A 26753-nucleotide genomic window follows, 5' to 3' on the forward strand; every position below is an offset into this window, starting at 1 on the left:
CTACTGGGGCACGGGCTGGGCGGCGATCTCCAGGTCGTCGACCGTGAGCAGGGTCAGGTCGGCGGCGTCGACGGTGGCGTTGGCGGCCAGCCGGGACGCCTGCCGGTCGGTCATCCGCTCGAAGACGCGCCTGGCCGTGCGGCCGTTGCCGAAGGTGCCGTCCTTCGGGATCTCCTCGAAGTGGCGCAGCAGCGCGTCGGCGGCCGCCTCGTCGAGGCGGTAGTCGTGCCGGGCGCACTGGGACTCGACGATGGTCACCAGCTCCTCGGCGGTGTAGTTGGCGAAGTCGATGGTGCGGCTGAACCGCGACTCCATGCCGGGGTTGGCCGCGAGGAAGCCCGCCATCTCCTTGGAGTAGCCCGCGGCGATGACCACCACCTCGTCGCGGCGGTCCTCCATCAGCTTGACCAGGGTGTCGATGGCCTCGCGGCCGAAGTCCGGGCCGGTGCCGCCGCCGCCCTGGCTGAGCGTGTAGGCCTCGTCGATGAACAGCACGCCGCCCAGGGCGCTGGTGAACGCCTCGGTGGTCTTGATCGCGGTGCCGCCGATGATCTGCGCGACCAGGTCGGCGCGGGCCACCTCGACCAGGTGCCCCTTGGCGAGCACGCCGAGCTGGGCGAGGATCTGGCCGTAGAGGCGGGCGACGGTGGTCTTGCCGGTGCCCGGGGCGCCCGCGAACACCAGGTGCCTGGCCATCGGCGGGGCGGACAGGCCCGCGTCCCTGCGGCGCTTGGCCATCTTGTTCAGGTTGACCAGCGAGGTGACGTCGCCCTTGACCCCGGCGAGGCCGACCAGGCCCTGCAGCTCCAGCAACGGGTCCGACCCGGCGGCGACGCGCTCCCTGGGCTCCTCGGGGGCGGCCGGGCCCGCGTCGGCGGTGGCCGCGGTGCCGAAGGCGTCGGCGACCCGGTTGCCGCTGGTGATCAGGTCGATGACCTCGATGGCCGAGCCGGGCCGGGTCTGGCGGACGCCGCTGCCCGCGTTGTCGCGCACGGTGCAGCCCGACACCCGCACCGACTCCCCGGTGTCGATCCGGATGCCGTCGGCTGAGCCGGAGGAGAACTCCGAGCCCGTCACCGACCCCGAGGACCCCTCGGCGAACAGCAGACCCGGGCCCGTGCTGCCGTGCACGCGGCACCGCAGCACGGACACGTCCGCCCCGGCGCCCGCGTGCAGGCCCTCGGCCCCCGCGGCCTCGACCGCGGAGTCGACCAGCGTCAGCGCCGCCTCGACCACGCGGACCCCGGCCGCGGCGGTGTTGCGCACGCCCAGCCCGCTGACCGAGGGCCGCGCGCCGCCGGACACCACGAGCCCGCCCGCGCGGCCGCCGTCGACCTCGACGTTCTCCAGGGTGCCCCGGGCCGAGCCCGCCACCTCGATGGCGTCGCCGTCGCAGCCGATGACGCGCAGGCGGCGCAGCAGCGGGTCGGCGCCGTCGTCGAGCAGGACGCCGGTGCCGCAGCCGGAGACGGTGGTCCGGTCGAACTCGGTGACGCTGCGGCCGCCGACCGCGAGGCCGACGCCGTCGACGTCGGCCACCGCGCAGTCGGACACGGTGCCGCCCGCCCGGCCGCCGAAGAACACACCGCGACCGCGCGCGCCGCGCACGGACAGACCGCGCAGCACCGGCGCGCAGCCCTCGGCGACGAACACGCCCTCGCCGCCCGAGCGCTCCACCGAGCAGTCCTCCAGGACGACCTGGTCGCTGCTGGCCAGGTAGAAGCCGATGGCCCCGACGTCGGACACCGCGAGCCGCGACGCGGTCAGCGCCGCCTGCTGCTCGATGGCGATGGCGGGCTTGCCCGTGCGGGACACCGCGGTGTCCTCGACGGTGAGCCTGCCGCGGCCGTTGAGGCAGATGCCGTTGCCCCCGGCGCCGTCCAGCGAGCACGCGCGCATCAGCAGGGCGCCGTCGTCGGCGACGACCACCGCGGAGGTGCCCAGTTCGACGAAGCGGCAGTTGTCCAGCACCCCCCCGCGCGGCGAGGTGACCACGACCCCCGCCCCGACCTCGTTGCGGACCTCGCAGTCGCGCATCACCACGCTGCCGTCGTCACGGGCGAACACGGTGGTCCAGCTCGACGCCGTCAGCGAGCACTCGGTCAGGCCGAGCTGCCCGGCGCCCACGAGCACGGCGGGGCTGTCGGCGTCGGCGGCCACCACGACCAGCCCGGACAGGGCGGCGGAGTCGGCGGTCAGCGCCACGGCCACACCGGAGGCGGCCACCAGGCGCACCGTGCCGGGGCCGTCCTCGGCGGTGATGGTGACGGGGCGGGTGATGACCAGGTTCTCGCTGTAGCGGCCGGGGCCGACGAGGATGACCGCGCCATCGGGCGCGCCCGCCACGGCGTCGCCGATGCTGCGGTGCCCGCGGCCAGGGGTCTGGGAGACCTGCACGACGTTGCGGCTCACGGTCGGTTCCTCTCCTCATTCGGTCCACTGTCAGCCGTCCCGTCACCGGGCAGGCAACACCTGCACGCGCCGCCGCGCGGGTTTGGTTCACCCGGCCGGGGCCACCGCCGCGATCGACCGGACGACCTCGGCCGGGACGCGCATGGCGGCGGGTCCACCGAGGTTGAGCACCACGTCGATCCCCCGCTCGGGCAGCGCCTCGGCGAGCCACCGCACGTCGACCCGGAGCCAGCCCGCGGCGTCCACCGGCGCGCGGTGGCCCGCCGCGGTGGTCACCAGGACCGAGGGCACGCCGTCGGGCGCCGCGCCGACGAGCACGTCCCCCTCCTCGTCCACCGCGACCCCCAGCACGGCGTCGCGCAGCAGCACGGGCAGCTCGTCGGCGGACTCGCCGCGGGCCGCCGCGCGCAGCACCGCGTCGACCGGGTCCAGCGGCGAGTCGGGCGAGGACGGCGTGTAGACGGGGTTGGGCTGGAACCCGCCGCGCACCCCGTCGGTGACCGGCCAGGCGCCGAGCACGGCGGACACCGGCGGGTCGGGCTCGGCGTCGGTGGACTCCCAGGCGATGTCGATGAGCAGGAGCAGGCCGTCCGTCTCCGGCTCGGGTGCGCTCGTCACGGGACTTCCTCTCATGGCAGCAGGCGGAATTGGTGCGCGACGGCGGCGGGAACGCGCTCGCGCGGCTCATCACGCGCCCAGCGCTCGACCGCGCGTTCCAACGACGTGCGGGCGAAGCGGTCCAGCGACGCCTTGTTCGGGTCGGCGGCGCCGTCGGCGTCGACCTCCAGCGGGGAGAGCTCGCGCAGCACGACGCGGCCGCGCCCGTCCCCTGTGGGCTCGCTGAGGTCGAGGACCTTGAAGTGGGTCCCGGGGAGGAACAGGACCCGGTCGGCCACCGCGCCGTCCGCGGGTTCCAGCGCAGCCGAACGGCGGCCGGTCATCGACCACACCAGGAGGTCGACCTCACCCCGCTGCGTGGCGCAGGGGGCGGCCAACAGGTGCAGGAGAGTCGGCTTGGACAGCACGTCCCGCTCGCGGAAGAGGTCCCACTGCGCGGGCGTCGGGGAGAAGGTGGTGAGGGTGCCGCCCCGGTGGACGGGCAGGCGCGCGGCGGCGGAGGCCGCGCGGCGGTCGAGCTCGGCGTCGCCGGGGAGGCCCTGGAGGTGGAGCTGGAGGGCGATGGCGTCGGTGAGCGAGTCCTCTGGCGCGGCGGGGTCGGTGAGCTTGGGGTGCCCGGCCAGGACGGAGGCCACGGGCTCGCTGGCGGCGGCGAACTCGGCGGGCCAGGTGGCGCGCACGTGCTCTTGGTCGCTCTGCCTGCTCGGCTCGGTGTCGTCGGCCGACTCCCACACCTCGTCGGCGGCGGGGTCCAGCTCCGGTTCCGGGAGGGGGATGGTGGTGAACGCGCCACGGAGGGCCTGGGAGATGAGGGAATCGTTGCTGTCCAGGGGCGCGGGGGTGGTGTGGATGAGCTGCGCGAGCCACGGCAGGGATACCTCGGCCGCCGGGGGCCGGGGTGCGGTCCGGGGCGGCGCAGGCAGGTGGGTCGGGGCGGGGACCACGCGGTTGACCAGGCGGACCTGGACGTCGAGGCGGGTGGCGAGGGCGTGGGCCAGGTCGCGCATCCGCTCGCCCGGGTCGTGGAAGAGGTGGTGGGTGGCCGGGTTGGCGGGGGCGGCGCGGACCGTGGGGGCGTGCGCGGGCTCCTTCGGCGAGCGGACCCAGAGCCCCGCGCGGACGACCTCCACGACGGCGTCCAGCTCCCAGCCGTAGACGCCGGGGGCGACCTCCTCGAGCCCGGCCGCCGGCGGGCGGTGTCCGCGGAGGCGGGGGGCCGCCGGGGCGGCGCCGGGCTCGTGCGGGCGGTGGGAGTAGAGCTGCGCGAAGGTGTTCCAGCCGAGCGAGCCGTTCGACTGGACGGTGTGGACACCCGCGCTCGTGGGCAGGCCGTTGTAGCAGGCGACCTCCTCGCCGAGCACGTCGGCGAGCGCCTGGCCCAGGTCGTGCCCGGGCAGCCGCACGCGGCCGTAGCGGGCGAAGCGGGCCCGGGCGCGGTCGGCGGGGGCCAGGGTGGACCAGAAGCGCGCGACGGTGTCCAGGGTGAGCGGGGGCAGGTGCTGGCCGCCGAGGACCAGGGTCAGCGTGCCGGGCAGGTCCGGCACCGCCGCCAACTCAGCCCGGTTGACCGCCATCCACCGCGGCTCGCCGTCGGGCCGCAGCCACACCCCGGCAGGCAGCGGCTCGACCGTCTCAGGCTCCCCCGGGGCCCGCCCACCCGCGACGACCCACGCGAACCCAGCCGACCGGGGAAACCCCACCCACCCACCCTCGCGACTCGCACCCAGGAGCAGCACCGCACGCGCCCCCCGCGGCAACGGCTCCACCGCCACCTCCACCGACCGGTCGAACCGGGTGGCCAGGTCGGCCGGGGGCTCCACGGTGGTCCCGGTGATCACCAGCCGGATGCCGCGCGGTCCCCGCGGGAGCGCGGCGGCGAGCGCGCCCCAGGCGGCCGCGGTCGGGTCGCCGGGCAGATCGGCGACCACCAACTCCCGCTGGGTGTCGGCGGGCAGACAGGGGGCCAGCGCCCGCGCGGTCTCACCCATGCCCCCGGGGCCGTGCAGCACCAGCGCGTGCCCGACCGGGGTCGCGGCGAAGTCGACGTGCCCCTGGTGCCGGGTGCGGAGTCTGGCCAGCAGCGACATCGAATCCCTTCCGATCGGACCCCGGCGGGCGGGGTGGCTCTACCTCCTCCACGGGCGGGGTCTTCCTGGGGGTTCACCGTTCGGCGCACCAAGCCCGACTGGGCGGCCTCCGTGGCCACGGCCGTCAGCGGCGCCATCCGCGAAGCGGTTCCATGGGCCTTCCGGAAGGTCCGCAAGGACCGGAGGGGCAGGCCGGTTCTCCGCGCCGAGACCGCACGACCTCGAACAGGCCGGCGGCTGTGGCCCCCCATCCCCTGTCTAGGCCGTGTTTCGGAAGTTCGTTCGATGAGAGTCGTGATCGGTGGGGCTCGGTGGCGGTGCGGGGTGGAGGTGCCGGTACCGGTGTTCCGTCAGGGGCCGCATCCGGCGCGGCTATCGCGGACAGCGGCCTTCGAAACACGGCCTAGGCGCGGCCGAGGCCTTCGCAGGTGCGGATGGCGATTTCGCAGGCGTGGCGGGCGCGGGGGCCGGTGGCCGGGTGGGCGGCCAGGGCGCGCCAGCGGTCGGCCGCGGTCGCGGCGGCGGCGTGGACCTGGTCGTCGGGGGTGCTGGGGGGCAGGCCGAGGCGGGTGCGGGGGTCCGGGCCCTTGGCGCCCAGGAGGCGGGTCAGCTCTGTCCAGTCGTCGTGGGCGGGGAAGGTGGCTCGGTCCAGCTCGTCGAGGAGGTCCAGTTCGGTGATGTCGTGGGATTCGAGGCGGAGGCGCTCGGTGGCCCAGCGGATGGGGTGATCGGCGGGGAGGGCGCGCACGGCGCTGTCGACGGCGGTGAGGGCGCGGCGGGCGGTGATGAGGTCGGCGCGGTTGAGGAGTTCGTCGGCGATGGTGCGGCGCAGGGCGGTCAGGCCGCTCTGGTTGGCCAGGGCGGCGGCGAGGGCGGCTGGTTCCTGTTCGGCCACTCCCCTGGCCACGGCGATGGCGGTGGGGCGTTCGGTGGGCGGCACGCGTTCCAGGCCGGGAGACATCGGGTCGCCCAGGCGCAGCGCTCGGAACTCGTCTTCGCGCAGCGTGGCGGCGACGAGGGCGAGGCGGGGGCGCAGGGTGGTGTTGGGTTGCAGCACGGCCACGCGGTGCGGGCAGGCGCGCAGGGCCGCGCGGAAACCCGGCAGGGGCCGCGACAGGCACAGCACGGCGTCGACGGCGGGCGCCGAGCCCTCGACCCGCGCGCACAGCGCGTCCGCGAGCGGGGCGTCCGGCGCTCCCGGGAAGTCCACAATGGTCAGTCCATTGAGGATGTCCACGGGCAGCCGGACCACCGCGCGGCCGTCCGGCTCGGTGCTGGTCCCCGGCTCGCCGAAGGCGTACCAGGTGGGCTGGGCGGCCTCGGGGACCTCGACGCCCAGCAGGGCGCCCACGACGGGCGCCCGCGCGGCGCCGACGACGGCCAGGCGCACCGGCCTGCCGAGGCGGTCGGCGGCGGCGGTCCAGCGCGCGCGTTCCGCCTCGTCGCGCGCCGACTGCCAGCCCTGGGCCAGCAGGTCGCGGATGCCCTCCAGCAGCACGGCGCGGGTGTCGGCCGCGGCGGCGGGCGGGCTGAGCCGTTCGGGAAGCAGCACGGTGATCACCGTGTCACCGCCGGACTCGACGCAGGTCAGGGAGCCGCCCAGGACGGTGAGGCGCTCGGTGTCGTCGGCCAGCGCGGTGGCCAGGTCGGCGGCGCGGCGGGACCGGGCGGTGCTGGCCGCGACGCGCAGGACGCCGTCCGCCCTGGCCAGCTCGACCGACACCGGGGTCGGCGCGGACCCGGAGGCGACGAGGCCGAGCACGGCCGCGGCGGCGTGGTAGAGCCCGGACTCGACCTCCCAGCCGACCCGGCCGCCGAAGGACCCGGTGAAGCGGACCGGCCGGGGCAGGGTCGCGGCCAGCTCCTCCAGTGCCGCCTGCGGCCCGCGCTCGGGCAGCATCGCCGGGTGGACGTCGCGCACCACGGCGCGGAAGGTGTCGATCAGCTCGTCGAGCGCGTCGCGCACCCCCTCGACCGCCAGCACCGCGGCCGCGGTGTCCACCTCGCCGTCGACGGCGGAGCGCAGCTCGCCCGCGCGGGCCCGCACGTCGGCGAACTCGCGGGTGGTCACCGCCGTGATCGACCCGACGAGCCTGCGCCGCTCCAGGTCGCGGACCTGGGCCAGCCGCTCGCGGGCGGCGGCCAGGTCGGCGTCGAGGCCCGCGGCGCGGCGGGCGGCCAGGTCGCGGGCGGCGCGCGTGCGCTCGAGCCGCGCGGCGAGCCCGAGCCAGGCGGCCGTCTGGCGCAGCGCGGCGCTGTCCGAACCGGTGACCCGGCCCGGCTTGGCGATGAGCACGGCCCCGCCGCCCGGCACCGCCTCGACCGCGGCCACGCCGGGCAGGTCGGCGACCTCGGCCAGGTCGGCGCCCAGCCGCTCCCCCGGGGGCGATCCCGCCCGCGCGGGCCAGCTCGCCGCCGTGGCCAGGCCGTCGGAACCGGGCAGCGCGAACACGGCCTCGCCGGAGACCAGGTCGGCGAGGTTGTGCACCAGGGCGGAGACCAGCAGGGCGGCGGGCGCGTCGGCCGCCACCTCGTGCGGTGCGCGTCCGCGCGCACGCCACCCAGCCACCAGCGGCCCTACCCGTCGATCCGGCGGGCCTGCAGGTACGCCAGCACCGCCAGCACCCTGCGGTGGTGCACGGAGGGGTCGCCGGAGAGGTCGAGCTTGGTGAAGATGGCGGCGATGTTCTTCTCCACCGCCTTCACCGAGATGAACAGCTCCCCCGCGATGGCGTTGTTGGTGCGGCCCTCGGCCATCAGCCGCAGCACGTCGTGCTCGCGCTCGGTCAGCTTGTCCAGCGCGCCGCCGTCGCGGCCCGCGGGGGTCTGCACCAGGCGCTTGGCCAGCACCGGCTCGATGACGATCTCGCCGTCGCAGATGCGGTCGAGGGTGTCGTTGAGGACCTGGACGCCCGCGACGCGCTCCTTGAGCCGGTAGCCGATGCGCTCGGTGCCGATCTCCAGCACGCGCATGAGGTAGTGGGTCTCGGCGTAGTGCGACAGCAGCAGCAGACCGGTCTGCGGCCGCATGGCGCGGATGCGCTCCGCGGTGACCAGGCCGCCGTCGGGCTCGGGGGGCATGCGGATGTCGAGGATGGCGACGTCGACCTGCTCGGTGGCGATCAGCGCCAGCAGCCGGTCGCCGTCGTCGACGCAGCCGACGACCTGGTGGCCCGCGGCCTCCAGCAGCAGGACCAGGCCCTCGCGGAACAGGGCGCCGTCCTCGGCGATCGCTACGCGCACCGGACCACCGCCCAGTGCCTGCGCCCGGACCCGGCCTCGGAGATGCCGACGCGCACGTACCGCTTGCCCGCGCGCACCCGGACCGCCACCGCGGCGCCCTCGGCGAGGGTGCGCAGGTGGTCGGCGATGAGCAGGCAGGTCCGGGCGCGGGCGCCGGGTTCCAGGTCGGGCGCGCTGAGGTCGAGGTCGAGGGTGATGCCCTGGCGCTCGGCCACCGACCGCAGCGCTGGCTCGATGCCCGCGCCGGTCAGCACCGGCGGGTAGAGCGCCTCCCCGACCCGGCGCAGGTCGTCGAGCACGAGGTGGACTGCGTCCTGGGCGGCGTCCACGCGGTCGCGCACGCAGGGGTCTGTTGCGGTCACGGCGAGCAAGCCTAGCTCCAGGGACAGGGCCGACACGCGCAGCGCCGGTCCGTCGTGCACGAGCTGCTCCAGCCGGTGCCGCAGCTCGGTCGTGCCGGGCGACGGCGGGCGGAGCCGGGTGGGCAGGGCGCCCAGCCGGCTCAGCAGCAGGCCGTGCAGCCGTCCGAACACCACCCCAGCGTGGTCGAACGGGGTGCCGGTAACAAGGGGGAACACCCCGTGTCTGGTAGGGATGTCCCCATATCGCCGAAGACACGATTACGATCCGGATCGTTTCCCTGGGTGAGCGGGACGAGCAAGGCGCCGACGGGATAATGGGCCGGGAACACGTGCAGGGAACGCAACGCAGGGGAGTGCGGCAGTGGGTTACGGGCTCGGCATAGATCTCGGCACGACGTTCACCGCCGCCGCGGTCGCCCGGGATTCGGGCACGCGGATGGTGCCGCTGGGCGATGAGGTGATCATTCCCTCGGTCGTGTACTCGACCGCGAAGGGCGCGCTGCTGACCGGCAACGCCGCGGAGGTGGTCGGGGCCAAGGACCCGGCGCGGCTGTCGCGCGGCTACAAGCGCAGGCTCGGCGACCCGACGCCGCTGGTCATCGGCGGCGTGGCCTACTCCCCCGCCGCGCTGCTGGCCGCGCAGCTCGAGGAGGTGGTCGCCTACGTGACCGCCGTGGAGGGCGGCGGCCCGGACTCGGTCGTGCTGACCTGCCCGGCGGTGTGGGGCCCCTACCGGCGCGAGCACTTCGACGAGGTGCCGAGGCTGGCCGGGCTGCCCGGGGCGCGGATCGTGACCGAGCCGGAGGCGGCGGCCACGCACTACTCGATGGAGCGCAGGCTCGGCGAGGGCGAGCTGGTCGCGGTCTACGACCTCGGCGGCGGCACGTTCGACACCACGATCCTGCGCGCCCGCGACGGCGGCATGGAGATCCTGGGCACGCCGGAGGGCGTGGAGCGGCTGGGCGGCATGGACTTCGACGAGGCGCTGATGGCGCACGTCAACTCCCGCCTCGACGGCGCGGTGACCGCGCTGGACCCGGCGGACCCGGACTCGGCGCAGGCGCTGGCGGCCATCCGCGCGCTGTGCGTGAAGGCCAAGGAGGAGCTGTCCTCCGAGCCGGACGTGACGCTGCGGGTCCCGCTGCCCAGCGGCGAGCGCGAGCTGCTGGTGTCCCGGGTCGAGTTCAACGAGATGATCAAGCCCTCGGTGGAGCTGACCACCGAGGCGCTCAACCGCACCATCGCCTCGGCCGGGCTGCGCCCCGACGACCTCGCGGCCGTGCTGCTGGCGGGCGGGTCGTCGCGCATCCCGCTGGTGGCGCAGATGGTGTCCGACGCGTTCGGCAGGCCGGTCCGCGTGGGCCTGCACCCCAAGTACACCGTCGCCCTGGGCGCGGCCGCGGTCTCGCGGACGCCCGCGATCGCCCAGCTCGACCCCACGGTCACCCCGCCGTCCGGCCAGCGGCTGCCCACGGGCGGCCCGGGCTCGCCGCCGTCGCTGCCCGGTCCGTCCAGCGGCAGGCCGAAGTGGCTGGTGCCGGTGGCCGCGGCGGCGTCGGTGCTGCTGGTGGCCGCCATCGCCACCGCGTTCCTCACCAGCGGCGGGGACGACGCCCCGGGCGGGGAGGTCACCCCGGCCGCGGGCGGTACGGACGCCTCGGACATCTCGGAGGTCAAGATCTACGACCGCGCCGACGTCGCCCCGTTCAAGAGCATCATCGGCTCCGCGCAGAACTGGAGCGGCACCTACCTCGGCGGCGCGCGGACCGCCGAGCACGCCGAGATCAAGGTGGAGCCGGGCAAGGTCGGCGACGAGGACGGCCTGCACGCCACGTGGGCGGGCCAGGGCCCGGCCCAGCTCTACTTCCAGGACACCCGCGGCGGCCGGGACATGAGCGCCTACCTGACCGCCGAGACCGCGCTGGTGTTCGACGCGGTCGTGACCACCCCGCCCGCCTCGAACGTCTCCATCGGCGTGCACTGCGAGTACCCGTGCGGCGGCCACGTGGACGCGACAGCGCTGTTCAACAGCCTGCCGCCGGGCGAGAAGTCGACTGTGCGCATCCCGCTCTCGTGCTTCGTCGCGGACGGGCTCGACGCCGAGGAGGTCGACACGTTCCTGCTGATCTACTCCGAGGCCGCGCTGGACCTGTCGGTGGCGAACGTGCGGTGGACGCCGCAGGCGGCGACCGAGCCGGGCGCCCTCAACTGCGACGGCAGCAGCTAGACGAGTAATGCGCGAGTCAGGGCGGTGACCGCCTGGCCGGTGGTCGGCGTATGGGCAGGCCACCGAAGCTGCCCGATTCCGAACTGGTCACCCTGGCGGTGGCCCAGGCGTTGTTGGGGTTCGCCTCCGAGGCCCGCTGGTTGTGGGCGGTGCCGGTGCGCTTCCCGGGGGCGTTTCGGCAGCTGCCCGGCCAGTCCGGCTACAACCGCCGCCTGCGGCCCTCGGCCTTGACCCGGTCACCTGGGCGTTGGCCGACCCCAAGATCGACGAGCGGCAAGTGCTCATGACCCTCTGCGACCCCGAACCCCACCTGCTCGACCAGTGCCCTGGACTGTTGATCATCGCCGACAAGGGCTACGTCTCCCGCGAACTCGACCACTTCCTGCACCACGCCTCCTCGCGTTGACCGCCGCCATCTGGCACAACCACGTCACCGGACAACCCGTCACCCGATCCCTGACCGCCTACGACCACTGACCGACTTGTCTAGCTGGCCTGCGACAGCGGCGCGGGGGCGGGCGCCGAGCGGTGGCGGTCCAGGTGGGTCAGGGTCGCCATCGGGGCGGGGACCGGGTCGACCGCCTCGTCGCCGAGGTAGTCCAGCAGGTGCTGGCGCTCGTCGACCTCGGTGATCAGGTCGTGGGCGATGGTGTCGGACCACAGGAGCGTGGCGGCCAGCAGGGCGGCCTCGTGGTAGTCGGGCAGCGGTGTGGACGGGCCGAAGACCTCGACGCGCGGGACGCTCTCCCCCGCAGACTCCAGCGCGCGCTGCACCGCGGCGGTGACGGCGGGCAGGTCGGCGGCTGCCGCGGTCCGGACGAGGTGGACCGGGTCGCGCGCGTCCCGCAGGGCGACCCAGCAGGCCGTGACCGGCAGGTGCGCGAGCGCCTCGACGACGGCCGCGTCCGTCTCCGCCGGAGCGGCCGGGGCGAAGTCCGGGACGCGGGGGACCTCGTCGGTGAGCAGCGCGAGCAGTGCGCTCATCCGCTCGGTCTCGCCGTCGGCCAGCGCCTCGCGGGCGACGACCAGCAAGCTGTCGGGCGCCGCGCCCGCCAGGGCGAGCAGCCGCGTGTGCGGTGTGGGCATCGGAGCCGTCCGATCTCCTCGGGGCCAGGACGACCGGCACACGGGCCCCCACCCGCCGTGGGTTCACCCCGGCCCGGCCGCCCGCGCGGGCCCGGCGCCGGGCCGGCCCCGCCTGACCTCGGGCGTTCGGGATATCCCTACCCCGGGGCCGGGGCCACCCCTGGGGACATCGGCGGGCCCACCCCCGGGGGTGGAGGGCTCAGCCCACCGATTCCGCCCGCGATCTCCGCGAGTCTTTCCCCAACGCCGAAACGGCCGGAGACCAGGGGAGACCGAGATGACCACCAGCACCCACCTCGACGACATCGTCCGCGCCCACGGCCCCGCCCTGCTCGCCTACGCCACCCGCGTCACCGGTGGCGACCGGCACCGCGCCGAGGACGTCGTCCAGGAGACCTGGCTGCGCGCCTGGCGCAACCTCGCCCGCCTCACCGACGACCAGGGCTCGGTCCGCGGCTGGCTCAAGCGCGTGGCCCACAACATCGCCGTCGACCAGCACCGCGCCCGCGCCGCCCGGCCCGCCGAGGTCGAGATGCCCGACACCGACCCGACGACCGCCCCGGAGCGCGCCGACGAGGTCGTCGACCGCCTCTTCGTCGAGGACGTCCTCCAAGCCCTGCCCACCACCCACCGGGCCACCCTGGCGGAGGTCTACCTGGCCGACCGCACCACCGCCGCCGCGGCCGTGGTGCTGCAGGTCCCGGTGGGCACCGTGAAGAGCCGCGTCCACAACGCCCTGCGCACCCTGCGCACGACCGTGCCCGCCCTGGAAGCCGCCTGAGCGCTGCCTCCTGAGTGGTCGCCGCTCACGCCTGCCGGGGCTTGCCCGGGGTGAAGGCGATGGGCAGGTGGCGCAGGGCGTGGATCTCGCCGCTGTCGGCGAAGCGCTCGCCCGGGGCGGTGATGGCGTGCGGGCGGCGGCCACGGTGCTCGGCTCGGTCGCCCTCACCCCGCCGCGCGCGGCGGACGACGGGCGCGGGGTGTCCGTACAGCTCCCGGACGGGCTCGGCGCGGTCGCCGCGGCCGCGACCGCGCTGGACGCGGCCGGGATCGCGGTGTCGGAGTTCGCGCTGCGCCAGCCCTCGCTCGACGACGTGTTCCACGACCTGACCGGGAGGAAGTCGTGAACGGCGTGCTCGGCGACACCGCCGCGCTCATCGGCAGGCACCTGCTGCACCTGCGGCGGACGCCGACCAGGGGCCTCGGCGTCACGCTGACGCCGCTGACGATGGTCCTGGTGCTGGGGGCTACATGCTGAACAACGCGATCTCCGTGCGCGGGGGCGACTACCTGGACTACATGATGGCCGGGGTCGGCGCGCAGGTCGCGCTCGCGTGCGTGGGCAGCATCGCCATCGGCACGGCCACCAGCCTGCGCAACGGCCTGGTCGACCGGTTCCGGTCGCTGCCCACCTCGCGCGGGGTGATCCTGTTCGCGCACACGGTGTCCGACCTGGGCCTGGCGGTGATCGGCATCGGCATCGCCTCGGTCGTCGGCGTGCTGCTGGGCTGGCGGCCGGACACCGGCGCGCTGTCGATCGCGGCGGGTTTCGGCCTGCTGGTGCTGTTCACCTTCGTGATGCTGTGGTTCGGCGTGCTGCTGGGCCTGCTGGTGCGCAGCCCGGAGGCGCTGGGGGCGCTGTCGGGGCTGGTGCTGGTGTGCGGGTCGTTCCTGTCCAACGCCTTCGTGCCGCTCGACGGCCTGCCCGCGTGGCTGCGGACGCTGTCGGAGTGGAACCCGATCAGCGCGGTGACCACCGCGTGCCGCGAGCTGTGGGGCGGGCCGGGTTCGGCGAGCACCGGCAGCGTCGTCTCCGAGCACCCGCTGGCCACCGCGCTGGTGGTGCTCGCCGTCATCGCGGCCGTGACCGTGCCGCTGAGCTGCCGCGCCTACGGCAAGGCCGAGCACCGGTAGTCACCAGTCGTCGTCCGCGTTGACGACGTCGATCAGTTGGGACCGCTCGGTCAGGCCGAGCTTGCGGTAGCTGTTGGTGAGGTGGAACTCCACGGTCCGCCGCGCCACGAACAGCGATTGCGCGATCTCCTCGTTGCTGCTGCCCTGCGCGGCGAGGGCCACGACCTGGCGTTCGGCGGGGGTGAGCGCGTCGAGCCCGTGCAGGCGGTCGCGGCGCGGCCTGCCGCCCGCGGCGACCAGTTCGGCGCGCGCGCGGGCGACCAGCGCCGACGCGCCGCACCCGGCGGCGAGGTCGAGGCCGCGGCGCAATGCCCTGCGCGCGGCCTCGTCGTCGTCACCGCGGTGGGCGACGCCGAGTTCGACCAGCGTCTTCGCCAGTTCCAGCCGCGCCGGGGACTTCTCGCCGTGGGTCACCGCGTCGTGCAACAGCATGGTGTCGCCCTCGACCACCCCGAGGGTGCGCAGCGCAGACCCGACAAGACCGTCGGTGCCCCACCGCGCCGCCAGGTCGAGGGCCGCCCGCGCCAGCAGGCTGGCCGCCTCCGCCTCCCCGAGCCGGTGGTGCAGCAGCGCGGCCCGGCCCCGCCAGGGGAAGTACGCCTCGCCTTCGATGTCCCACCGGGCCAGCGCCCGACCGCAGGTCAGGACCTGCTCGAGCGCGCCCCGCAGGTCCCCCCGCGCCTCGAGCACCTCCGCGCGCCACCAGCAGCCAGCACCAGCGGTAGGACCGCTCCGCGTCGCGCGGGACCGCGGAGCGCACGAGGTCGGCCGCCTCGTCGTAGGCGACCGGCTCGACCTCCCCGGCGCCGTCGATCTGCAGGATCAGCGCGCCGGGGACGGCCAGCAGGACGGGCGAGTGGGTGGCGATGAGGAACTGGCAGCCCCGCCCCGCGAGCTCGACGACCCGGGACACCAGGGCGAGGCAGCCCCGCACCGACAGCGCGGCCTCCGGTTCGTCGAGGACGTAGAGGCCGTCCGGACCGAAGCGGTGCGCCACCACGTCGAGGAAGGACTCGCCGTGGGAGCGTTCGTGCGGGGACACCCCGCCGTAGGACGAGAGCAGCCCGCCGCCTTCCCGGTGCAGGCGCTCGATCTCGGTCGCCACGTTGTAGAACGACTCGGCGCGCAGGAAGAACCCGGTCCGCGGCTTGCGCACGCCCCAGCGCAGCACCACGTGGTCGCCGAGGCTGGACTCGCTGGCGCGGGTGGCGAAGCGGAAGGACTGCGAGCCGCCCTCGGGGTTGAACCCGGCGGCGACGGCGATCGCCTCCACCAGGGTGGACTTGCCGCTGCCGTTGTCACCGACCAGGAAGGTCACGGCCGGGTCCAGGTCCAGTCCGCCCGCCGCGGCCAGCCACCGCACCACCGGCAGCGTGAACGGGTAGCCGCCCGGGGTGTCGTGCGCGTCCAGCCGGACCTGCCGCAGGAACCCCCCTGGACGCGCGCGCACGACCCCCACCCCAGACCTCGTCGCAACCGCACCCAGCGTAGCGGGTCAGCCGAGCGCCACCACCGGGTCCGTGGTGCCGTTGGCGCAGGCGAGGGCGTCGACGTCCCAGCCCGCCAGGGTGGCGCCCGCGCGGTAGGCCGCCTCGAAGAAGTCGAGGACCGCCTGACGCGGGCCCGGGGCCGTCCTGGCCGCCTCGTAGGGCAGGACGGCCAGGTGGCTGTCCTTGCGGGGCAGCCAGGTCGCGCCCTCGGGGAGGGGGTGGTCGGCCAGGCCCTCGGGCTCCGGGGCGGTGTAGGAGTAGAACGCGGGGGCCGGGTAGTCCGGGTCGCCGAACCAGAAGCCGGAGCTGACGACCTCGCGGGAGTAGGCCTCCCTGGTCACCGGGTCGGTGCTGGGGGGCTGGTCGACCGGGGTGTCGGCGAAGCGGGTGACGGCGATGTCGAAGGTGTGCCAGAAGTGGTGCACGGGGCTGGTCTTGCCGGAGAAGCGTGCCGCGAACTCCTCCAGGACCAGGTTGACCTGGCTGAGCACCTGCCAGTAGCGGGTGACGGCGTCGGGGTCGTAGGTGGCGTGCTCGGTGTCCTCGGCGAACGGGCGGTCGGCGTCGGGCAGGTCGAACGGGCGGGCCCGGGAGATGTCGAGGTCGACGCCGACGGCGCGCAGGGTCTCGGTCAGGTGGGCGTGGAAGGTGGCGACCGAGTTGCCCGGCAGCGCGAACGACGACGTGCGGCCGTCGGTCGCGGTGGCGGTGAGGGTGTGCGCGAGGAAGTCGAAGTCCACGGCGAACGTCGGCGCCAGGCCCATCGGGCGGGTGGTGATGCCGCGGCCGGTCAGGTGGAAGGGCACGTTCCACCAGTGGTTGCGGCGCACGCTCGCGGCGAGGCGGACCTTGCCGACGAGCTGCGCGTACCGCTGCAGCGTGGGGATGGTGTCCGACCAGCCCTCGTACGGGATCGACGGGAACAGCTCCATCAGGCGGTACCTCCGGGGAACGCGCGGTGGGCCCAGGCGTCGAATGACGTCCAGCCCACGGCGGGGTGGTCGCGGCGCAGGGCGGCGATGTCGACCTGGTAGCCGTCCGCGGACAGGAAGCGCCACATCGCGGACATGTCGGCGCCGCGGATCGACTCGAGCGGGACCGGCTCGTGCCGGACCGGCCGGTCGAGGGCGGCGCCGAGCGCGGCGGCCATGGCGGCGGGCGTGGGCGCGTCGCCCGCCAGCTCGTACCGGGCGCCGAGGTGCTGCCCGGGCGCGGCCAGCACCTCGGCGACGAACCGGCCGAGGTCGTCGCGGTCGAGCTGCTGCAACGGCTTGTCGGCGGCCAGCGGCAGCGCGAGGACGCCCGCGCGGATGTCGTCGGCCCCGCCCAGGGCGTTGTCGTAGAAGTACGCGGGCGCGACGATCGTGTGCGGGAGGTCCCCGCCCACCAGCTCGCGCTCCACCACGGCCTTGCTCTCGAAGTGCGGCACGCCCGTGCCCGCGGTGGCGCCCGCGACCGAGGCGAACACCAGGTGCGGCAACCGGGCGTCGGCGGCGGCGCCGAGGATGGCCCGGCCTTGCGCCAGCTCAGCGTCCACACCGGACTCGAACGGGGTGGTCAGCGCGAACGCCGCCGCCGCCCCGGTCATGGCGGTGGCGAGGGCCGCCCGGTCGGTGAACCCGCCCTGGGCCAGTTCGACCCCCTGGGCGGCCAGGCGGGCGGCGGAGGCCGACGCGGTGTCGCGGACCAGGGCCCGCACCGGACGGCCCGCGGCCAGGAGGGCGCGCAGGACCGCGCCACCCTGTCCGCCGGTCGCCCCGAGCACGAGGACCGGCGCGGTCTCAGCCGTGGAGCGCGTCATGCAGGAACTCCCCAGCCTGTCGGGTCGCGGCGCGCGCGGCGCGCGTGTCGCGCAGCGCGTCGAGCATCACGAAGTCGTGGATGATCCCCTGGTAGCGCACGGCCGTGGTCGGCACGCCCGCCGCGCGCAGCTTGGCGGCGTAGGCCTCGCCCTCGTCGCGCAGCACGTCGGCCTCGGCGACGATCACCAGGGCCTGCGGCAGCCCGGCGAGCTGGTCGGTGGTGGCGCGCAGCGGGGACGCGGTGACCTCCGCGCGCTGGGCCGGGTCGGTGGTGTACTGGTCCCAGAACCAGCGCATGCCCTCGCGGGACAGGAAGTAGCCGGTCTCGAACTGGTCGTAGGACGCGGTGTCGAACGCGGCGTCGGTCACCGGGTAGAACAGCACCTGCGCGGCCAGGGCCGGGCCGCCGCGCTCCTTGGCCAGCAGGGTCGTCGCGGCGGTCATGTTCCCGCCGACGGAGTCGCCCGCCACCGCGATCCGGCCCGCGTCGAGGTCGTGCTCGGCGCCGTGCTCGGCGATCCAGGTCAGCGCGGCGTAGACCTCCTCGACGGCCACCGGGTAGCGGGCCTCGGGCGAGAGGCTGTAGTTGGTGAACACCACGGCGGCGTCGGCGCGCACGGCCAGCTCGCGGACCAGGCGGTCGTGGGTGTGCGCGTTGCCGAAGACCCAGCCCGCGCCGTGGGTGTAGAGGACCACCGGCAGCACGGCGGTCGAGCCCGCCGGGCGGACGATGGTGAGCGAGACCTCCCCGGTCGGTCCGCCCGCGACGGTCAGCTCGGTGACGTCGGCGTCCGGCCGCTCGACGCCCGCGCCCGCCTGCACCTCGTCGACGGTCTTGCGCCCCTCGACGGGGCCGAGGTCGTGCAGGAACGGGGGTTTGCTCGTGGCGTCGGCGAATTCCTGGGCGGCGGGTTCGAGCACGGGTTCGGCGGTCATGCCCCCACCCTCGTCCCCCGGGGCGGTCCCGCGCATCGGTCGATCGACGCAAGTGTCACCCGGTCAGCGCCTCGGCGAGGAAGGCCGCGCCCTGGGCGACCGCGGCCTTGGTGGCGGGGATGTCGCGCAGGGCCCGCAGGGAGACGAAGTCGTGGGTCGTGCCCAGGTAGCGGGTGGCGGTGACCGGGACGCCCGCGGCCAGCAGGCGGCGCGCGTACTGCTCGCCCTCGTCGCGCGCGACGTCGGCCTCGGCGGTGACCACCAGCGCGGGCGGCAGCCCGGCGAGCTGGTCGAGGGAGGCCAGCAGCGGGGCGGCGGTGGGTTCGGCCAGGTCCGCCGAGCGGTCGGCGTACTCGCGCCAGTACCAGGTGGCCTGCTCGCTGGTCAGCAGGTAGCCGTCGGCGAACCGCTCGTGCGACCCGCTGGCGCAGCGCGGGTCGGTCAGCGGGTAGTAGAGCACCTGCGCGCGGACCCGCGGGCCGCCGCGCTGTTTGGTGAGCATGGTGAGCGCGGTCGCGATGGTCGCCCCCGCGCAGTCGCCCGCCACCGCCAGCCGGGAGCCGTCCAGGTCGAGCCCGGCCGGGCCCGTCGCGGCCCAGGTCAACAGCGAGTAGCACTCCTCGATGGCGACCGGGAAGCGCGCCTCCGGGGTGCGGGTGTACTCGGGGACGAGGAAGACCGCGCCCGAGGCCAGCACGAGTTCGCGGACGAGCCGGGCGTGCGTGCGCGCGTCGCCGAGCATCCAGCGCCCGCCGTGGACGTAGACGACGGCGGGCAGCGGCCCGGGGACGTGCGCGGGCCGGAACACCGCGTAGCCGACCAGCCCGGCCGGGCCCTCCGGCACCACCCCGAACCGCACGTCGACCCGGTCGTCGCCGTTGTCCTCCTGCGACTCCACCAGGGCGAGCCTGCCGTCGTCCGGGCCGAGTTGCTGCAGGTACGGCGGCGCGGAGGAGGCCGCGACCAGCCGGGCCACCCGCGGGTCGAGCACGATCGGCGCCTCATCCGGCGAACCGCTGCCCACGTCCGATCCCATCCGCCTCACCTCTGGCCTGATCGTACAGTTGGGGCAGAGTGGGGTTGGGCTTCCTGGGAGGGCGCGGTGGACCTCATCGGTCGCGACGAGGAGGCGGCCGCCGTGAGCGCGGTCGTCGACGCGGCCGCGCCGGGTCCGCGCGCGCTGCTGCTGCTGGGCGAGGCGGGCGCGGGCAAGACGGCGCTGCTGGCGTTCGCGCGGGCGGCGGGCGGGCGGCGGGTGTTGGCCGCGCAGGGCTGCCCCGCCGAGGCCGAGCAGCCCTTGTCCGGCCTGCACCAGTTGCTGCGCCCGCTGCTCGACGACCTCGACGGCCTCGCCGCGCACCTGCGCGCGGCCGTGCTGGGCGCGTTCGGGTTGGCGGGCTCCCCCGAGCCGGCCGCCCTGCGGGTGGCGGTGCTCACCCTGCTGGCCCAGGTGTCGGAACGCACGCCGCTGCTGCTGCTCGTCGACGACGTGGCGCTCATGGACCGCGATTCCCTCGACGTGCTGACGTTCGTCCTGCGCAGGCTCACCACCGAGCGGGTGGCCGTGCTGCTGGCCGCGCGCGGCTCGGTGCGCCCACCGGGCCTCGACTCGACCGTCCCGGTGCTGGTGCTGGGGCCGCTGACCGAGCAGGCCGCCGCCCGGCTGCTCGACGGCCTGCCCGGCTCCCCCACCGGCCGGGCCAGGCTGGACGTGCTGCGCGAGGCGGCGGGCAGCCCGCTGGCGCTGGTCGAGTTGGCGCGCGCCGCGGCGGCGGTCCCGCCCGGCGGGGACTCGCCGCGCGGTGTGCGCATCCAGGAGATGTTCGCCGACCGGCTGCGCGACCTGCCCGCCGCGACCCGGCGGCTGCTGGTCTACGCGGCCGCCGCCGAGCACGAGGACCTGGCGGCCACGATGGCCGCCGCCGGGGTCGACGACCTGGCGGCCTGGGCGCCCGCGGAACGGGCGGGCCTGTTGTCGATCGCCGACGGCCGTGTCCACTTCCCACACCCGCTGGCGCGCCGCGCCGCCTACGCGGGCGCGCCCGCGGGCGACCGCGCCCAGGTCCACTCCGACCTCGCCGCCGCGCTCACCGACGACCCGGCCCGCCGGGCCTGGCACCTGGCCGAAGCGGCGGTGGGACCGGACGAGGCGGTCGCGGCGGCGTTGGAGGAGACCGTGGAGCGGGCCAGGCGCCGGGACGGGGTCCACGCGGCGGCGCGGGCGCTGGAACGGGCCGCCGAGCGCACGCCGGACCCGGTGCGGCGCGCCCGCCGGTACGCGAAGGCGCTCACCGCCGCCGCCGACCTGGGCGACCCGGCGTGGGTCAGGGAGCTGCACGGGCACGTCACCCGGCTGACCGACGACCCGGCCGTGCTCGGCGTGGCCGCCGCGGGCGCCGGGCACGCGTTGTCCCTCTCCGGCAGACAGCGAGAGGCGTTCTCCTTGCTGCACAACGCTTTGCGTCGACCACACGACGACGGCACCACGCTGGCGCTCGCCGAGGCACTGGCGGCGGTGTCCATCCAATCCGGACTCCCCGAGCACCGGGCGCCGCTGGCCGCCCTGCTGGACCGGCTCGACGCGATCGGGGCGCGCGCCGCGTTCCGGGAGAACCTCGAGGTGCAGAGCGACCCGGTGGCGCACGCGGTGCGGGTGGCGAGGTCACCCTCCGCGGCCGTGCACCGGGTTCTGACCGGGGAGGCGGAGGTCTCCCGGTTGCTGAGCCTGGGGTCGGTGGCCTGGTTCGCCGACGAGTCCGACACGGCCGTCGCCGCGTTCCGGCAGGCGCTGGGCCAGTCGCACGACCCGCACGCGATCGGCGGGGTGGTGGGGTGCGTCCCGGCGCTGGCCTCCGCGCTGATCGCCACGGGCCACTGGTCCGACGCCGACGACCTCCTGGCGGAGTACGCCGCGATCGCCGCCGTGCACCGGCTGTCCCCCCTGGCCGTCGACGTCGCGGCGCTGGCCGCGGAGCTGGCGGCCGCTCGCGGGACCGGCCCCCGCGCGCTGCCGTGTGACCGCGTCCCCCTCGACGAGAACCTCGCCACCCACGCCCGTCTCCTGCGCGCGGCGGGCGTCACAGCCCTGTCCGAGGGCGACGGCGAATCCGCCTACCGGCACCTCCGCGCCCTCTTCGACGACGACGGCGCACCCCTGCACTTCGTCCTCTCCGACCGCTCGGTCGCCGACCTGGCCGCCGCCGCCCGGCTCGCGGGCAGGCCCGAGGCCGCCGCGGCCGTCGTCTCGGCCGTCCGCGCCCGCCACGGCGACCAGCCCACGACCCGGATGCGCCTGCTGCTCCACCACGCCGTCGCCCTGGCGGGCGAGGGCACAGCCCTCTCAGCCGAGACCGAGCGCGAGCACCGCCTGGCCGTGATCGACCCCGAGGCCGAGCAGTGGCCCCTGGACCGGGCCCGGGCCCGCCTGGACTACGCCCGCTGGCTGCGTCGACGACGCCGCGCGCTGGAGGCCCGCCCCCTGCTCGGCGCGGCCCTGGACACCTTCACCCGCCTGGGCGCGACCCCGTTGGCCGCCGCGGCCGCCACCGAACTGCGGGCCAGCGGCGCGGCGGTCACCGCCGCACCGCGCCCGGCCGCCGACCCGCTGGGGGACCTGACCCCGCAACAACGCGAGATCGTCCGCCTGGCCGCCCAGGGCCTGCGCAACCGCGAGATCGCCGAACAGCTCTTCCTCTCCCCCCGCACCGTCGGCTCCCACCTGCACAACGCCTACCCCAAGCTCGGGATCAGCGGCCGCCACCAACTCCGCGACGTCCTGGGCGGCTGACCGCTCACCCCGAGCGCGGCGCGACGCGGATGTGGGCCCGTTCGCCCTGCCTGCCGATGAGGCTGAGGAACTCGACGGGGCCCGCGCTGGTGGCGCCGAACCAGTGCGGGGTGCGGGTGTCGAACTCGGCGGCCTCGCCGGGGGTGAGCATCAGGTCGTCCTCTCCGAGGACCAGGCGGAGGGTTCCGTTGAGGACGTAGACCCAGTCGTGGCCCTCGTGGGTGCGCAGGTCCGGTTCGCGGTCGTCGGGGGCGGCGGGGAGGACGAACTTGTAGGCCTGGATGCCGCCCGGCCTGCGGGTCAGGGGCAGGACGGTCGAGCCGTCGCCCCCGGCGACGGGGCGCAGGTTGACGCGGGGGTCGCCGGTCAGCGGGGCGTCGACGAGTTCGTCGATGGTGACGCCGTGGGCGCGGGCGAGCGGGAGGAGCTGTTCGAGCGTGGGGCGGCGCAGGCCCGCCTCCAGCCTGGACAGCGTACTGGTGGAGATGCCGGTCTCGGCCGAGAGCTCGGTGAGCGTGGTCCCCCGGCGGGTCCGGAGGTGCTTCAGCCTCGGTCCGACGGCGTCGAGCGTGCGATCCAGGTCCCCTGCCATGCCCCGATTTTGCCATTCGGCAATTTTCTTTGCAGATCCGCGGCCCCGCCGGCCACGATGGACCCATGACGCACGGATTCGACAAGGACTACTGGGACCAGCACTGGCAGCAGGCGCACGCGGGCGGCCCCGGCGGCGCGGCGCACCCGTACCTCGCCGAGGAGACCAGCGGCCTGACGCCGGGCACCGCGCTGGACGCGGGCTGCGGCACCGGCGCCGAGGCGGTCTGGCTGGCCGCGCACGGCTGGCAGGTCACCGCCGTGGACATCGCCGCCGAGGCGCTCGCCCGCGCCGCGCGCCTGTCCGACCGCGTGCGCTGGGTCGAGGCAGACCTGACCACGTGGTCCCCCGGCACCCGGTTCGACCTGGTCACGACGCACTACGCGCACCCAGCCATGCCACAACTGGCCTTCTACGACCGCATCTCCGAGTGGGTCGCGCCCGGCGGCACCCTGCTGCTCGTCGGCCACCTGCACACCCATGGCGGGCACACCCCCGCCGAGGCCTCGGTCACCCTCGCCGACATCACCTCGGGCCTGGACGACACCCGCTGGGAGATCACCACCGCCCACGAGCGCCTGCGCCGGGTCACCGGCAAGCCGGACCCGCTGCACGACGTCGTCGTGCGCGCCACCCGCCGCGCCGACGCCCCTGCGCCGTGAGCCAGGTCACCGCGACGCGGGGTTGAGTGTGCCGCAGCGGCCAGGTGTCCCCTGGACCCCACCAGCCACCCAGGAGGACACCGTGACCGGAACTCGAGCGACAGCTTCGGCGTTCGCCGCCCTCACCCTCGCGGGCCTGCTCGCCGTCCCCGCCGCCGCGCAGCAGGCGGCCTCGGCCGCCATCACGCACGAGGAGAACGACCGCGTCCCCGAGGGGGCGGCGTGGACGCAGCACTACTTCCCGTCCTCGGACGGCTCCGACACCGAGTTGCACGCCGACGTCCTGCTGCCGGAGGGGCGGGCCCCGGACGAGAGGCTGCCGGTGATCCTCTCGGTCGGCGCCTACTTCGGGCACGCCGGGCAGTCCGCGCCGGAGGACTGGTCGCACACCGGCCCGTCCAACCGCTTCCAGGACCTCGTCGAGGGCGCCGACCTGTTCGACCGGGGCTACGCGCTCGTCCTGGTCGACCTGCGCGGGTTCGGCGGCTCCTCCGGGTGCCTGGACTTCGTCGGGGAGGGCGAGCAGGCCGACGTCAGGGCCGCGATCGACTGGGCCGCGAGCCAGCCGTGGTCCACCGGCGCGGTGGGCATGTACGGCAAGTCCTACGACGCCATCACCGGCCTGGTGGGCAACAACCTCGACCAGGACGCGCTCAAGGCCGTCGTCGCCCAGGAGCCCATCTGGGACCTGTACCGCAACTTCCGCTCCAACGGCGTCCCCCGCACGACCATCGCCAACGTGGCGACCAGCTACGCCAGGATCGCCACGATGCCCCCGCTGCCGGATGCCGACGAGCGCTACCGGGCCAACGCGGAGTACGAGAAGGCGCACCCGGAGTGCCTGGCGCGCAACGAGTCCGGCTACCGGATCGCGGACCCGGAGTCCGAGTACTGGAAGACGCGCGACCTGGCGGCGCGGGCCGAGGGCACCGACACACCGCTGTTGGTCACCCAGGGCCTCCTGGAGTGGAACACCGAGCCCGAGGCCATCCAGGAGTTCCTGGACAACCACGAGGGCCCGCAGCGCGGGTGGATCGGCCCGTGGGACCACGTGCGCGGCAACGACCGCGTCGCCGACGGGCGGCTGGCCATGGGCCGCGCGGGCTGGTTCGAGGAGACCATGTCCTTCTTCGACGAGCACCTCAAGGGGGTCGAGCCGCCGGTCGACCACCCGGACTTCGCCATCCAGGACAACACCGGCGCGTGGCGGGCGCAGGACACGTGGCCGGTCGTGGAGGAGTCGACGACCGTCGAGTTCGGCGGCGGCTCCTATGTGGACCACGGCGGCGAGGACGACCAGACGCCCAGCTTCACCGCCCGGTCCCAACCGCTCGCGAAGGCCACCAGGATCACCGGCACCCCCCGCGTGTCCCTGACCGCCGAGGGGCGCGGCAACGTCATGGTCAACCTCTACGACGTCGCCCCCGACGGCACCGCCGTCATGTTCGACGAGCAGGTGTCCCTGCTCAAGCCGGGTGCCACCGCCTTCGACCTCAAGTCCACCGAGTGGACCCTGGCCGCGGGCCACTCCCTCGCCGTGGAGGTCGGCACCGTCCAACCGGGCGGCGACTGGATCGACACCCCCACCCACGACACGATCACCGTCACGGCCGCCGGCCTCGACCTGGCCTTGGACGACCCGGCCGACGACACCCCCACCCAGGGTGACCGGGCCCCGTACCTCGACCTCTACCTGGCGGGCTACACCCGCCCCCTGCCCGCGGGGCCGGTCACGTTCACCCTGCCCTGACCTGGGACGACCGCTTGCCCCGGCCGCTCGGCCGGGGCAAGCGGTCTCAGTCGGCGCGCGGGGTGAGCAGGCGCATGGCGAGGTCGCCGTAGAGGGTGGGGCGGACGGCACCGGGGGCTATCCAGCGGAACAGGCCCAGGCCGACGGCCAGCCCGTAGAGGCCCAGGGCCAGTTCGCCCGGGTCCACGTCGTCGGCCGCGTCCGAGGTCGCCTCGATCAGGGAGCGGATCGTCTTGGGCAGGTGGGCGACGCGGGCGAGGAAGCCTGCCCGCAGCTCGGGGTCGCGGGCGGCGAGCACGGCGAACTCGACGTGCAGCAGGAAGCGGTCGGAGTCCTCGGCGAGCAGGGCCTCGCTCAGCCGCGTCAGGGCGCGGACCCGGTCGACCGGGGCGCCGGGGGTGGCGGCGTGCTCGTCGGACAGGGCGGTGGCGAGGTCGCGGACGCGCTGTTCGAACAGCTCGAGGAACAGCTCCTGCTTGCCGGAGAAGTGCGTGTAGAGGGCGCCGTGGGTGTAGCCGGCCTCCTCGGCGATCTCGGCGACCGACGCGGCGGCGTACCCGCGGCGGGCGAAGACGCGGCCCGCCGCGGCCAGGACGTCCTGCTTGGTCTGCGCGGCGCGTTCGACGCGACTGGGACGCGGCAACGCGACCTCGCTCTGGCCGGGGACGGGGATTTCCGACACTAACCCACGATCCGGCCCGACACCCGGAGCGATAGATTATGCTCCCAATTCAGATTGCAGTCACCATCTCAAGGTGAGGGGTCGGCATGATCGAGTCGGGGGCGCGTGGGCCGGGGCTGGGCGACGAACGCCTGGTCGGCGGGTTGGACGAGGTCGAGCGCCGGTGGCTGGCAGGCGGCGTGGCGGTGGAACCGGACGCGGCCCGGCGGGCCGCCGCGGCGTGCCGCAGCCAGCTCGCCAGGATCGACGAGGCCCTGGCGACCGCGCGCGGGCTGGCCCAGGAGAGCCGCTTCGGCGACTGCGCGGTCGGCACGGCCCTGCGCGACAAGTTCGCCGCGAAGGCCACCGGCGGCCCCGCCTCCCTGGTGGCGCTGCTCAGCCGCAGCCGCGACCTGCTGGCGGTCATGGCCGAGCGCTACGACCGGACCGCCGAGGGCTACTCCGACGTCGAGGAGCAGACCGCCGACCGGATGCGGTCGCTGACCGGGCGGGTGGGCTGATGGACGCCGTGGAGCGCGCGCTGCTGCCGGTGCTGGAGATCCAGTCCGCGCTGGTCGGCACGGACGGCCCGACCGCCCGCGCGGCCAGGGAGCAGGCCGCGGCGGCGCGGACCGCCTGCGGCGGGGCCGTGCACGAGGACCTGTCCCGGCTGGGCGACCGGCGGGCCGACGCGGCGGGCGCGGGCTACGACGCGCCGTCGATCACCGACCTGGACGACTGGCGGGCGTGGGAGCTGGAGGAGCTGCACGCCATGGTCGACGGCGTCAGCGCCGAGGCGCTCGACGCCGAGGGCGAGCGCTGGCAGGCGCTCGGCGCGGCGCTGGCCGACGGGTTCGGCGCGTTCGCCAGGGAGATCACCGAGGCCGTCGACGAGCGGTGGGATGGCGCGGCCGCCGCGGCGGCGGCGACCACCACCGCGGCCTTCGCCGAGTGGGGCGCGCGGCTGGGCGCCGCGGTCGACGGGACCGGGGCGCGCATCCGGCAGGCGGCGACGGCGGTCGAGATGACCAAGCTCAACCTGCCGCGGCCGCAGGAGTTCAACTGGCAGCGGATGCTGGTGGTGGCGGGCGAGGGCGCGCTGGTCGGCGGGGTGGCCGGGGCGG

25 protein-coding genes and 1 pseudogene are annotated in these 26753 nt (G+C 75.4%); 11 read left to right on the forward strand and 15 right to left on the reverse strand.

The window, feature by feature from the left end:
* The 6 genes from GCL84_RS00075 to GCL84_RS00100 all read right to left on the reverse strand — a co-directional run bounded on the left by GCL84_RS00075 (position 1) and on the right by GCL84_RS00100 (position 8938).
* The gene (locus GCL84_RS00075; RefSeq protein ID WP_156753237.1) at positions 1-2412 is read right to left on the reverse strand and encodes a right-handed parallel beta-helix repeat-containing protein; all 2412 of its coding nucleotides are present in this window, start codon (positions 2410-2412) and stop codon (positions 1-3) included.
* Between the two features lie 87 nt (positions 2413-2499).
* Positions 2500-3030: a type VII secretion system-associated protein gene (locus GCL84_RS00080; protein WP_235925892.1), complete on the reverse strand. Its 531-nt coding sequence runs from the start codon at positions 3028-3030 to the stop codon at positions 2500-2502.
* A gap of 11 nt (positions 3031-3041) precedes the next feature.
* Positions 3042-5117 carry a hypothetical protein gene (locus tag GCL84_RS30490; RefSeq protein ID WP_156753239.1) on the reverse strand — a complete coding sequence of 692 codons (2076 nt, stop codon included), beginning with the start codon at positions 5115-5117 and terminating at the stop codon, positions 3042-3044.
* 403 nt (positions 5118-5520) lie between these two features.
* Positions 5521-7686 (reverse strand): hypothetical protein, encoded by a 2166-nt coding sequence (locus GCL84_RS00090; protein WP_156753240.1) that lies wholly within the window; start codon positions 7684-7686, stop codon positions 5521-5523.
* A gap of 8 nt (positions 7687-7694) precedes the next feature.
* Positions 7695-8360, reverse strand: coding sequence for a response regulator transcription factor (locus GCL84_RS00095; protein WP_156753241.1), 666 nt, complete (start codon positions 8358-8360; stop codon positions 7695-7697).
* Positions 8351-8938, reverse strand: a complete 588-nt coding sequence (locus GCL84_RS00100) for a histidine kinase (RefSeq protein ID WP_197522894.1) — start codon at positions 8936-8938, stop codon at positions 8351-8353. The genes GCL84_RS00095 and GCL84_RS00100 overlap by 10 nt, the downstream gene beginning before the upstream one ends.
* A 145-nt stretch (positions 8939-9083) precedes the next feature.
* On the opposite strand from GCL84_RS00100, the gene GCL84_RS00105 reads away from it, so the two are divergent.
* Positions 9084-10949, forward strand: coding sequence for an Hsp70 family protein (locus GCL84_RS00105; protein WP_156753243.1), 1866 nt, complete (start codon positions 9084-9086; stop codon positions 10947-10949).
* Positions 10950-10981: 32 nt separating this feature from the next.
* A pseudogene (locus GCL84_RS31100) lies at positions 10982-11426 on the forward strand (hypothetical protein).
* A gap of 9 nt (positions 11427-11435) precedes the next feature.
* Here the strand turns inward: GCL84_RS31100 and GCL84_RS00115 are convergent.
* Entirely contained in the window at positions 11436-12035 is a 600-nt protein-coding gene (locus tag GCL84_RS00115) for a hypothetical protein (protein ID WP_156753244.1), read from the reverse strand.
* A 277-nt stretch (positions 12036-12312) separates the two neighbouring features.
* Between GCL84_RS00115 and GCL84_RS00120 the strand changes: the two genes are divergently transcribed.
* The 4 genes from GCL84_RS00120 (at position 12313) to GCL84_RS00130 (ending at position 13949) form a co-directional block, all read left to right on the forward strand.
* The gene (locus tag GCL84_RS00120; RefSeq protein ID WP_156753245.1) at positions 12313-12816 is read left to right on the forward strand and encodes a sigma-70 family RNA polymerase sigma factor; all 504 of its coding nucleotides are present in this window, start codon (positions 12313-12315) and stop codon (positions 12814-12816) included.
* A 79-nt stretch (positions 12817-12895) separates the two neighbouring features.
* Entirely contained in the window at positions 12896-13162 is a 267-nt protein-coding gene (locus GCL84_RS00125; RefSeq protein WP_197522895.1) for a hypothetical protein, read from the forward strand.
* A complete protein-coding gene (locus GCL84_RS30495) occupies positions 13159-13293 on the forward strand; it encodes a hypothetical protein (protein ID WP_268891310.1) in 135 nt (44 codons plus the stop codon). Before GCL84_RS00125 ends, GCL84_RS30495 begins: the two co-directional genes overlap by 4 nt.
* Entirely contained in the window at positions 13287-13949 is a 663-nt protein-coding gene (locus GCL84_RS00130) for an ABC transporter permease (protein ID WP_197522896.1), read from the forward strand. The genes GCL84_RS30495 and GCL84_RS00130 overlap by 7 nt, the downstream gene beginning before the upstream one ends.
* On the opposite strand, the gene GCL84_RS00135 is transcribed toward GCL84_RS00130, so the two are convergent.
* The 6 genes from GCL84_RS00135 to GCL84_RS00160 are packed head-to-tail and all read right to left on the reverse strand — an operon-like array spanning position 13950 to position 19213.
* Positions 13950-14381, reverse strand: a complete 432-nt coding sequence (locus GCL84_RS00135) for a response regulator transcription factor (RefSeq protein WP_156753247.1) — start codon at positions 14379-14381, stop codon at positions 13950-13952.
* Positions 14284-15399 carry an AAA family ATPase gene (locus GCL84_RS00140; protein ID WP_156753248.1) on the reverse strand — a complete coding sequence of 372 codons (1116 nt, stop codon included), beginning with the start codon at positions 15397-15399 and terminating at the stop codon, positions 14284-14286. The genes GCL84_RS00135 and GCL84_RS00140 overlap by 98 nt, the downstream gene beginning before the upstream one ends.
* A gap of 45 nt (positions 15400-15444) precedes the next feature.
* Positions 15445-16371 carry a DUF5996 family protein gene (locus GCL84_RS00145; protein ID WP_156753249.1) on the reverse strand — a complete coding sequence of 309 codons (927 nt, stop codon included), beginning with the start codon at positions 16369-16371 and terminating at the stop codon, positions 15445-15447.
* Positions 16371-17240 carry an NmrA family NAD(P)-binding protein gene (locus tag GCL84_RS00150; protein WP_156753250.1) on the reverse strand — a complete coding sequence of 290 codons (870 nt, stop codon included), beginning with the start codon at positions 17238-17240 and terminating at the stop codon, positions 16371-16373. Before GCL84_RS00150 ends, GCL84_RS00145 begins: the two co-directional genes overlap by 1 nt.
* Positions 17221-18177 carry an alpha/beta hydrolase gene (locus GCL84_RS00155; RefSeq protein ID WP_156753251.1) on the reverse strand — a complete coding sequence of 319 codons (957 nt, stop codon included), beginning with the start codon at positions 18175-18177 and terminating at the stop codon, positions 17221-17223. Before GCL84_RS00155 ends, GCL84_RS00150 begins: the two co-directional genes overlap by 20 nt.
* Positions 18178-18232: 55 nt before the next feature.
* Positions 18233-19213 carry an alpha/beta hydrolase gene (locus GCL84_RS00160; RefSeq protein ID WP_156753252.1) on the reverse strand — a complete coding sequence of 327 codons (981 nt, stop codon included), beginning with the start codon at positions 19211-19213 and terminating at the stop codon, positions 18233-18235.
* 66 nt (positions 19214-19279) lie between these two features.
* On the opposite strand from GCL84_RS00160, the gene GCL84_RS00165 reads away from it, so the two are divergent.
* Positions 19280-21964 (forward strand): helix-turn-helix transcriptional regulator, encoded by a 2685-nt coding sequence (locus GCL84_RS00165; protein ID WP_197522898.1) that lies wholly within the window; start codon positions 19280-19282, stop codon positions 21962-21964.
* 4 nt (positions 21965-21968) lie between these two features.
* Here the strand turns inward: GCL84_RS00165 and GCL84_RS00170 are convergent, their stop codons facing one another.
* Positions 21969-22556, reverse strand: a complete 588-nt coding sequence (locus tag GCL84_RS00170; protein ID WP_156753253.1) for a helix-turn-helix domain-containing protein — start codon at positions 22554-22556, stop codon at positions 21969-21971.
* Positions 22557-22621: 65 nt separating this feature from the next.
* On the opposite strand from GCL84_RS00170, the gene GCL84_RS00175 reads away from it, so the two are divergent.
* Both GCL84_RS00175 and GCL84_RS00180 read left to right on the forward strand, forming a co-directional pair.
* Positions 22622-23218 (forward strand): class I SAM-dependent methyltransferase, encoded by a 597-nt coding sequence (locus tag GCL84_RS00175; protein ID WP_156753254.1) that lies wholly within the window; start codon positions 22622-22624, stop codon positions 23216-23218.
* Between the two features lie 82 nt (positions 23219-23300).
* A complete protein-coding gene (locus GCL84_RS00180; protein ID WP_156753255.1) occupies positions 23301-24968 on the forward strand; it encodes a CocE/NonD family hydrolase in 1668 nt (555 codons plus the stop codon).
* 46 nt (positions 24969-25014) lie between these two features.
* Here the strand turns inward: GCL84_RS00180 and GCL84_RS00185 are convergent, their stop codons facing one another.
* Positions 25015-25650: a TetR/AcrR family transcriptional regulator gene (locus tag GCL84_RS00185; RefSeq protein WP_197522899.1), complete on the reverse strand. Its 636-nt coding sequence runs from the start codon at positions 25648-25650 to the stop codon at positions 25015-25017.
* An 86-nt stretch (positions 25651-25736) separates the two neighbouring features.
* On the opposite strand from GCL84_RS00185, the gene GCL84_RS00190 reads away from it, so the two are divergent.
* Together GCL84_RS00190 and GCL84_RS00195 are read left to right on the forward strand one after the other, a co-directional pair.
* Entirely contained in the window at positions 25737-26150 is a 414-nt protein-coding gene (locus GCL84_RS00190; RefSeq protein ID WP_156753257.1) for a hypothetical protein, read from the forward strand.
* Positions 26150-26753: PPE domain-containing protein (locus GCL84_RS00195; RefSeq protein ID WP_156753258.1), on the forward strand; the 604-nt coding region annotated here is incomplete at its 3' end. The genes GCL84_RS00190 and GCL84_RS00195, both read left to right, overlap by 1 nt.

The organism is Actinokineospora pegani (assembly GCF_009745975.1).
GTDB classification, from domain to species: domain Bacteria; phylum Actinomycetota; class Actinomycetes; order Mycobacteriales; family Pseudonocardiaceae; genus Actinokineospora; species Actinokineospora pegani.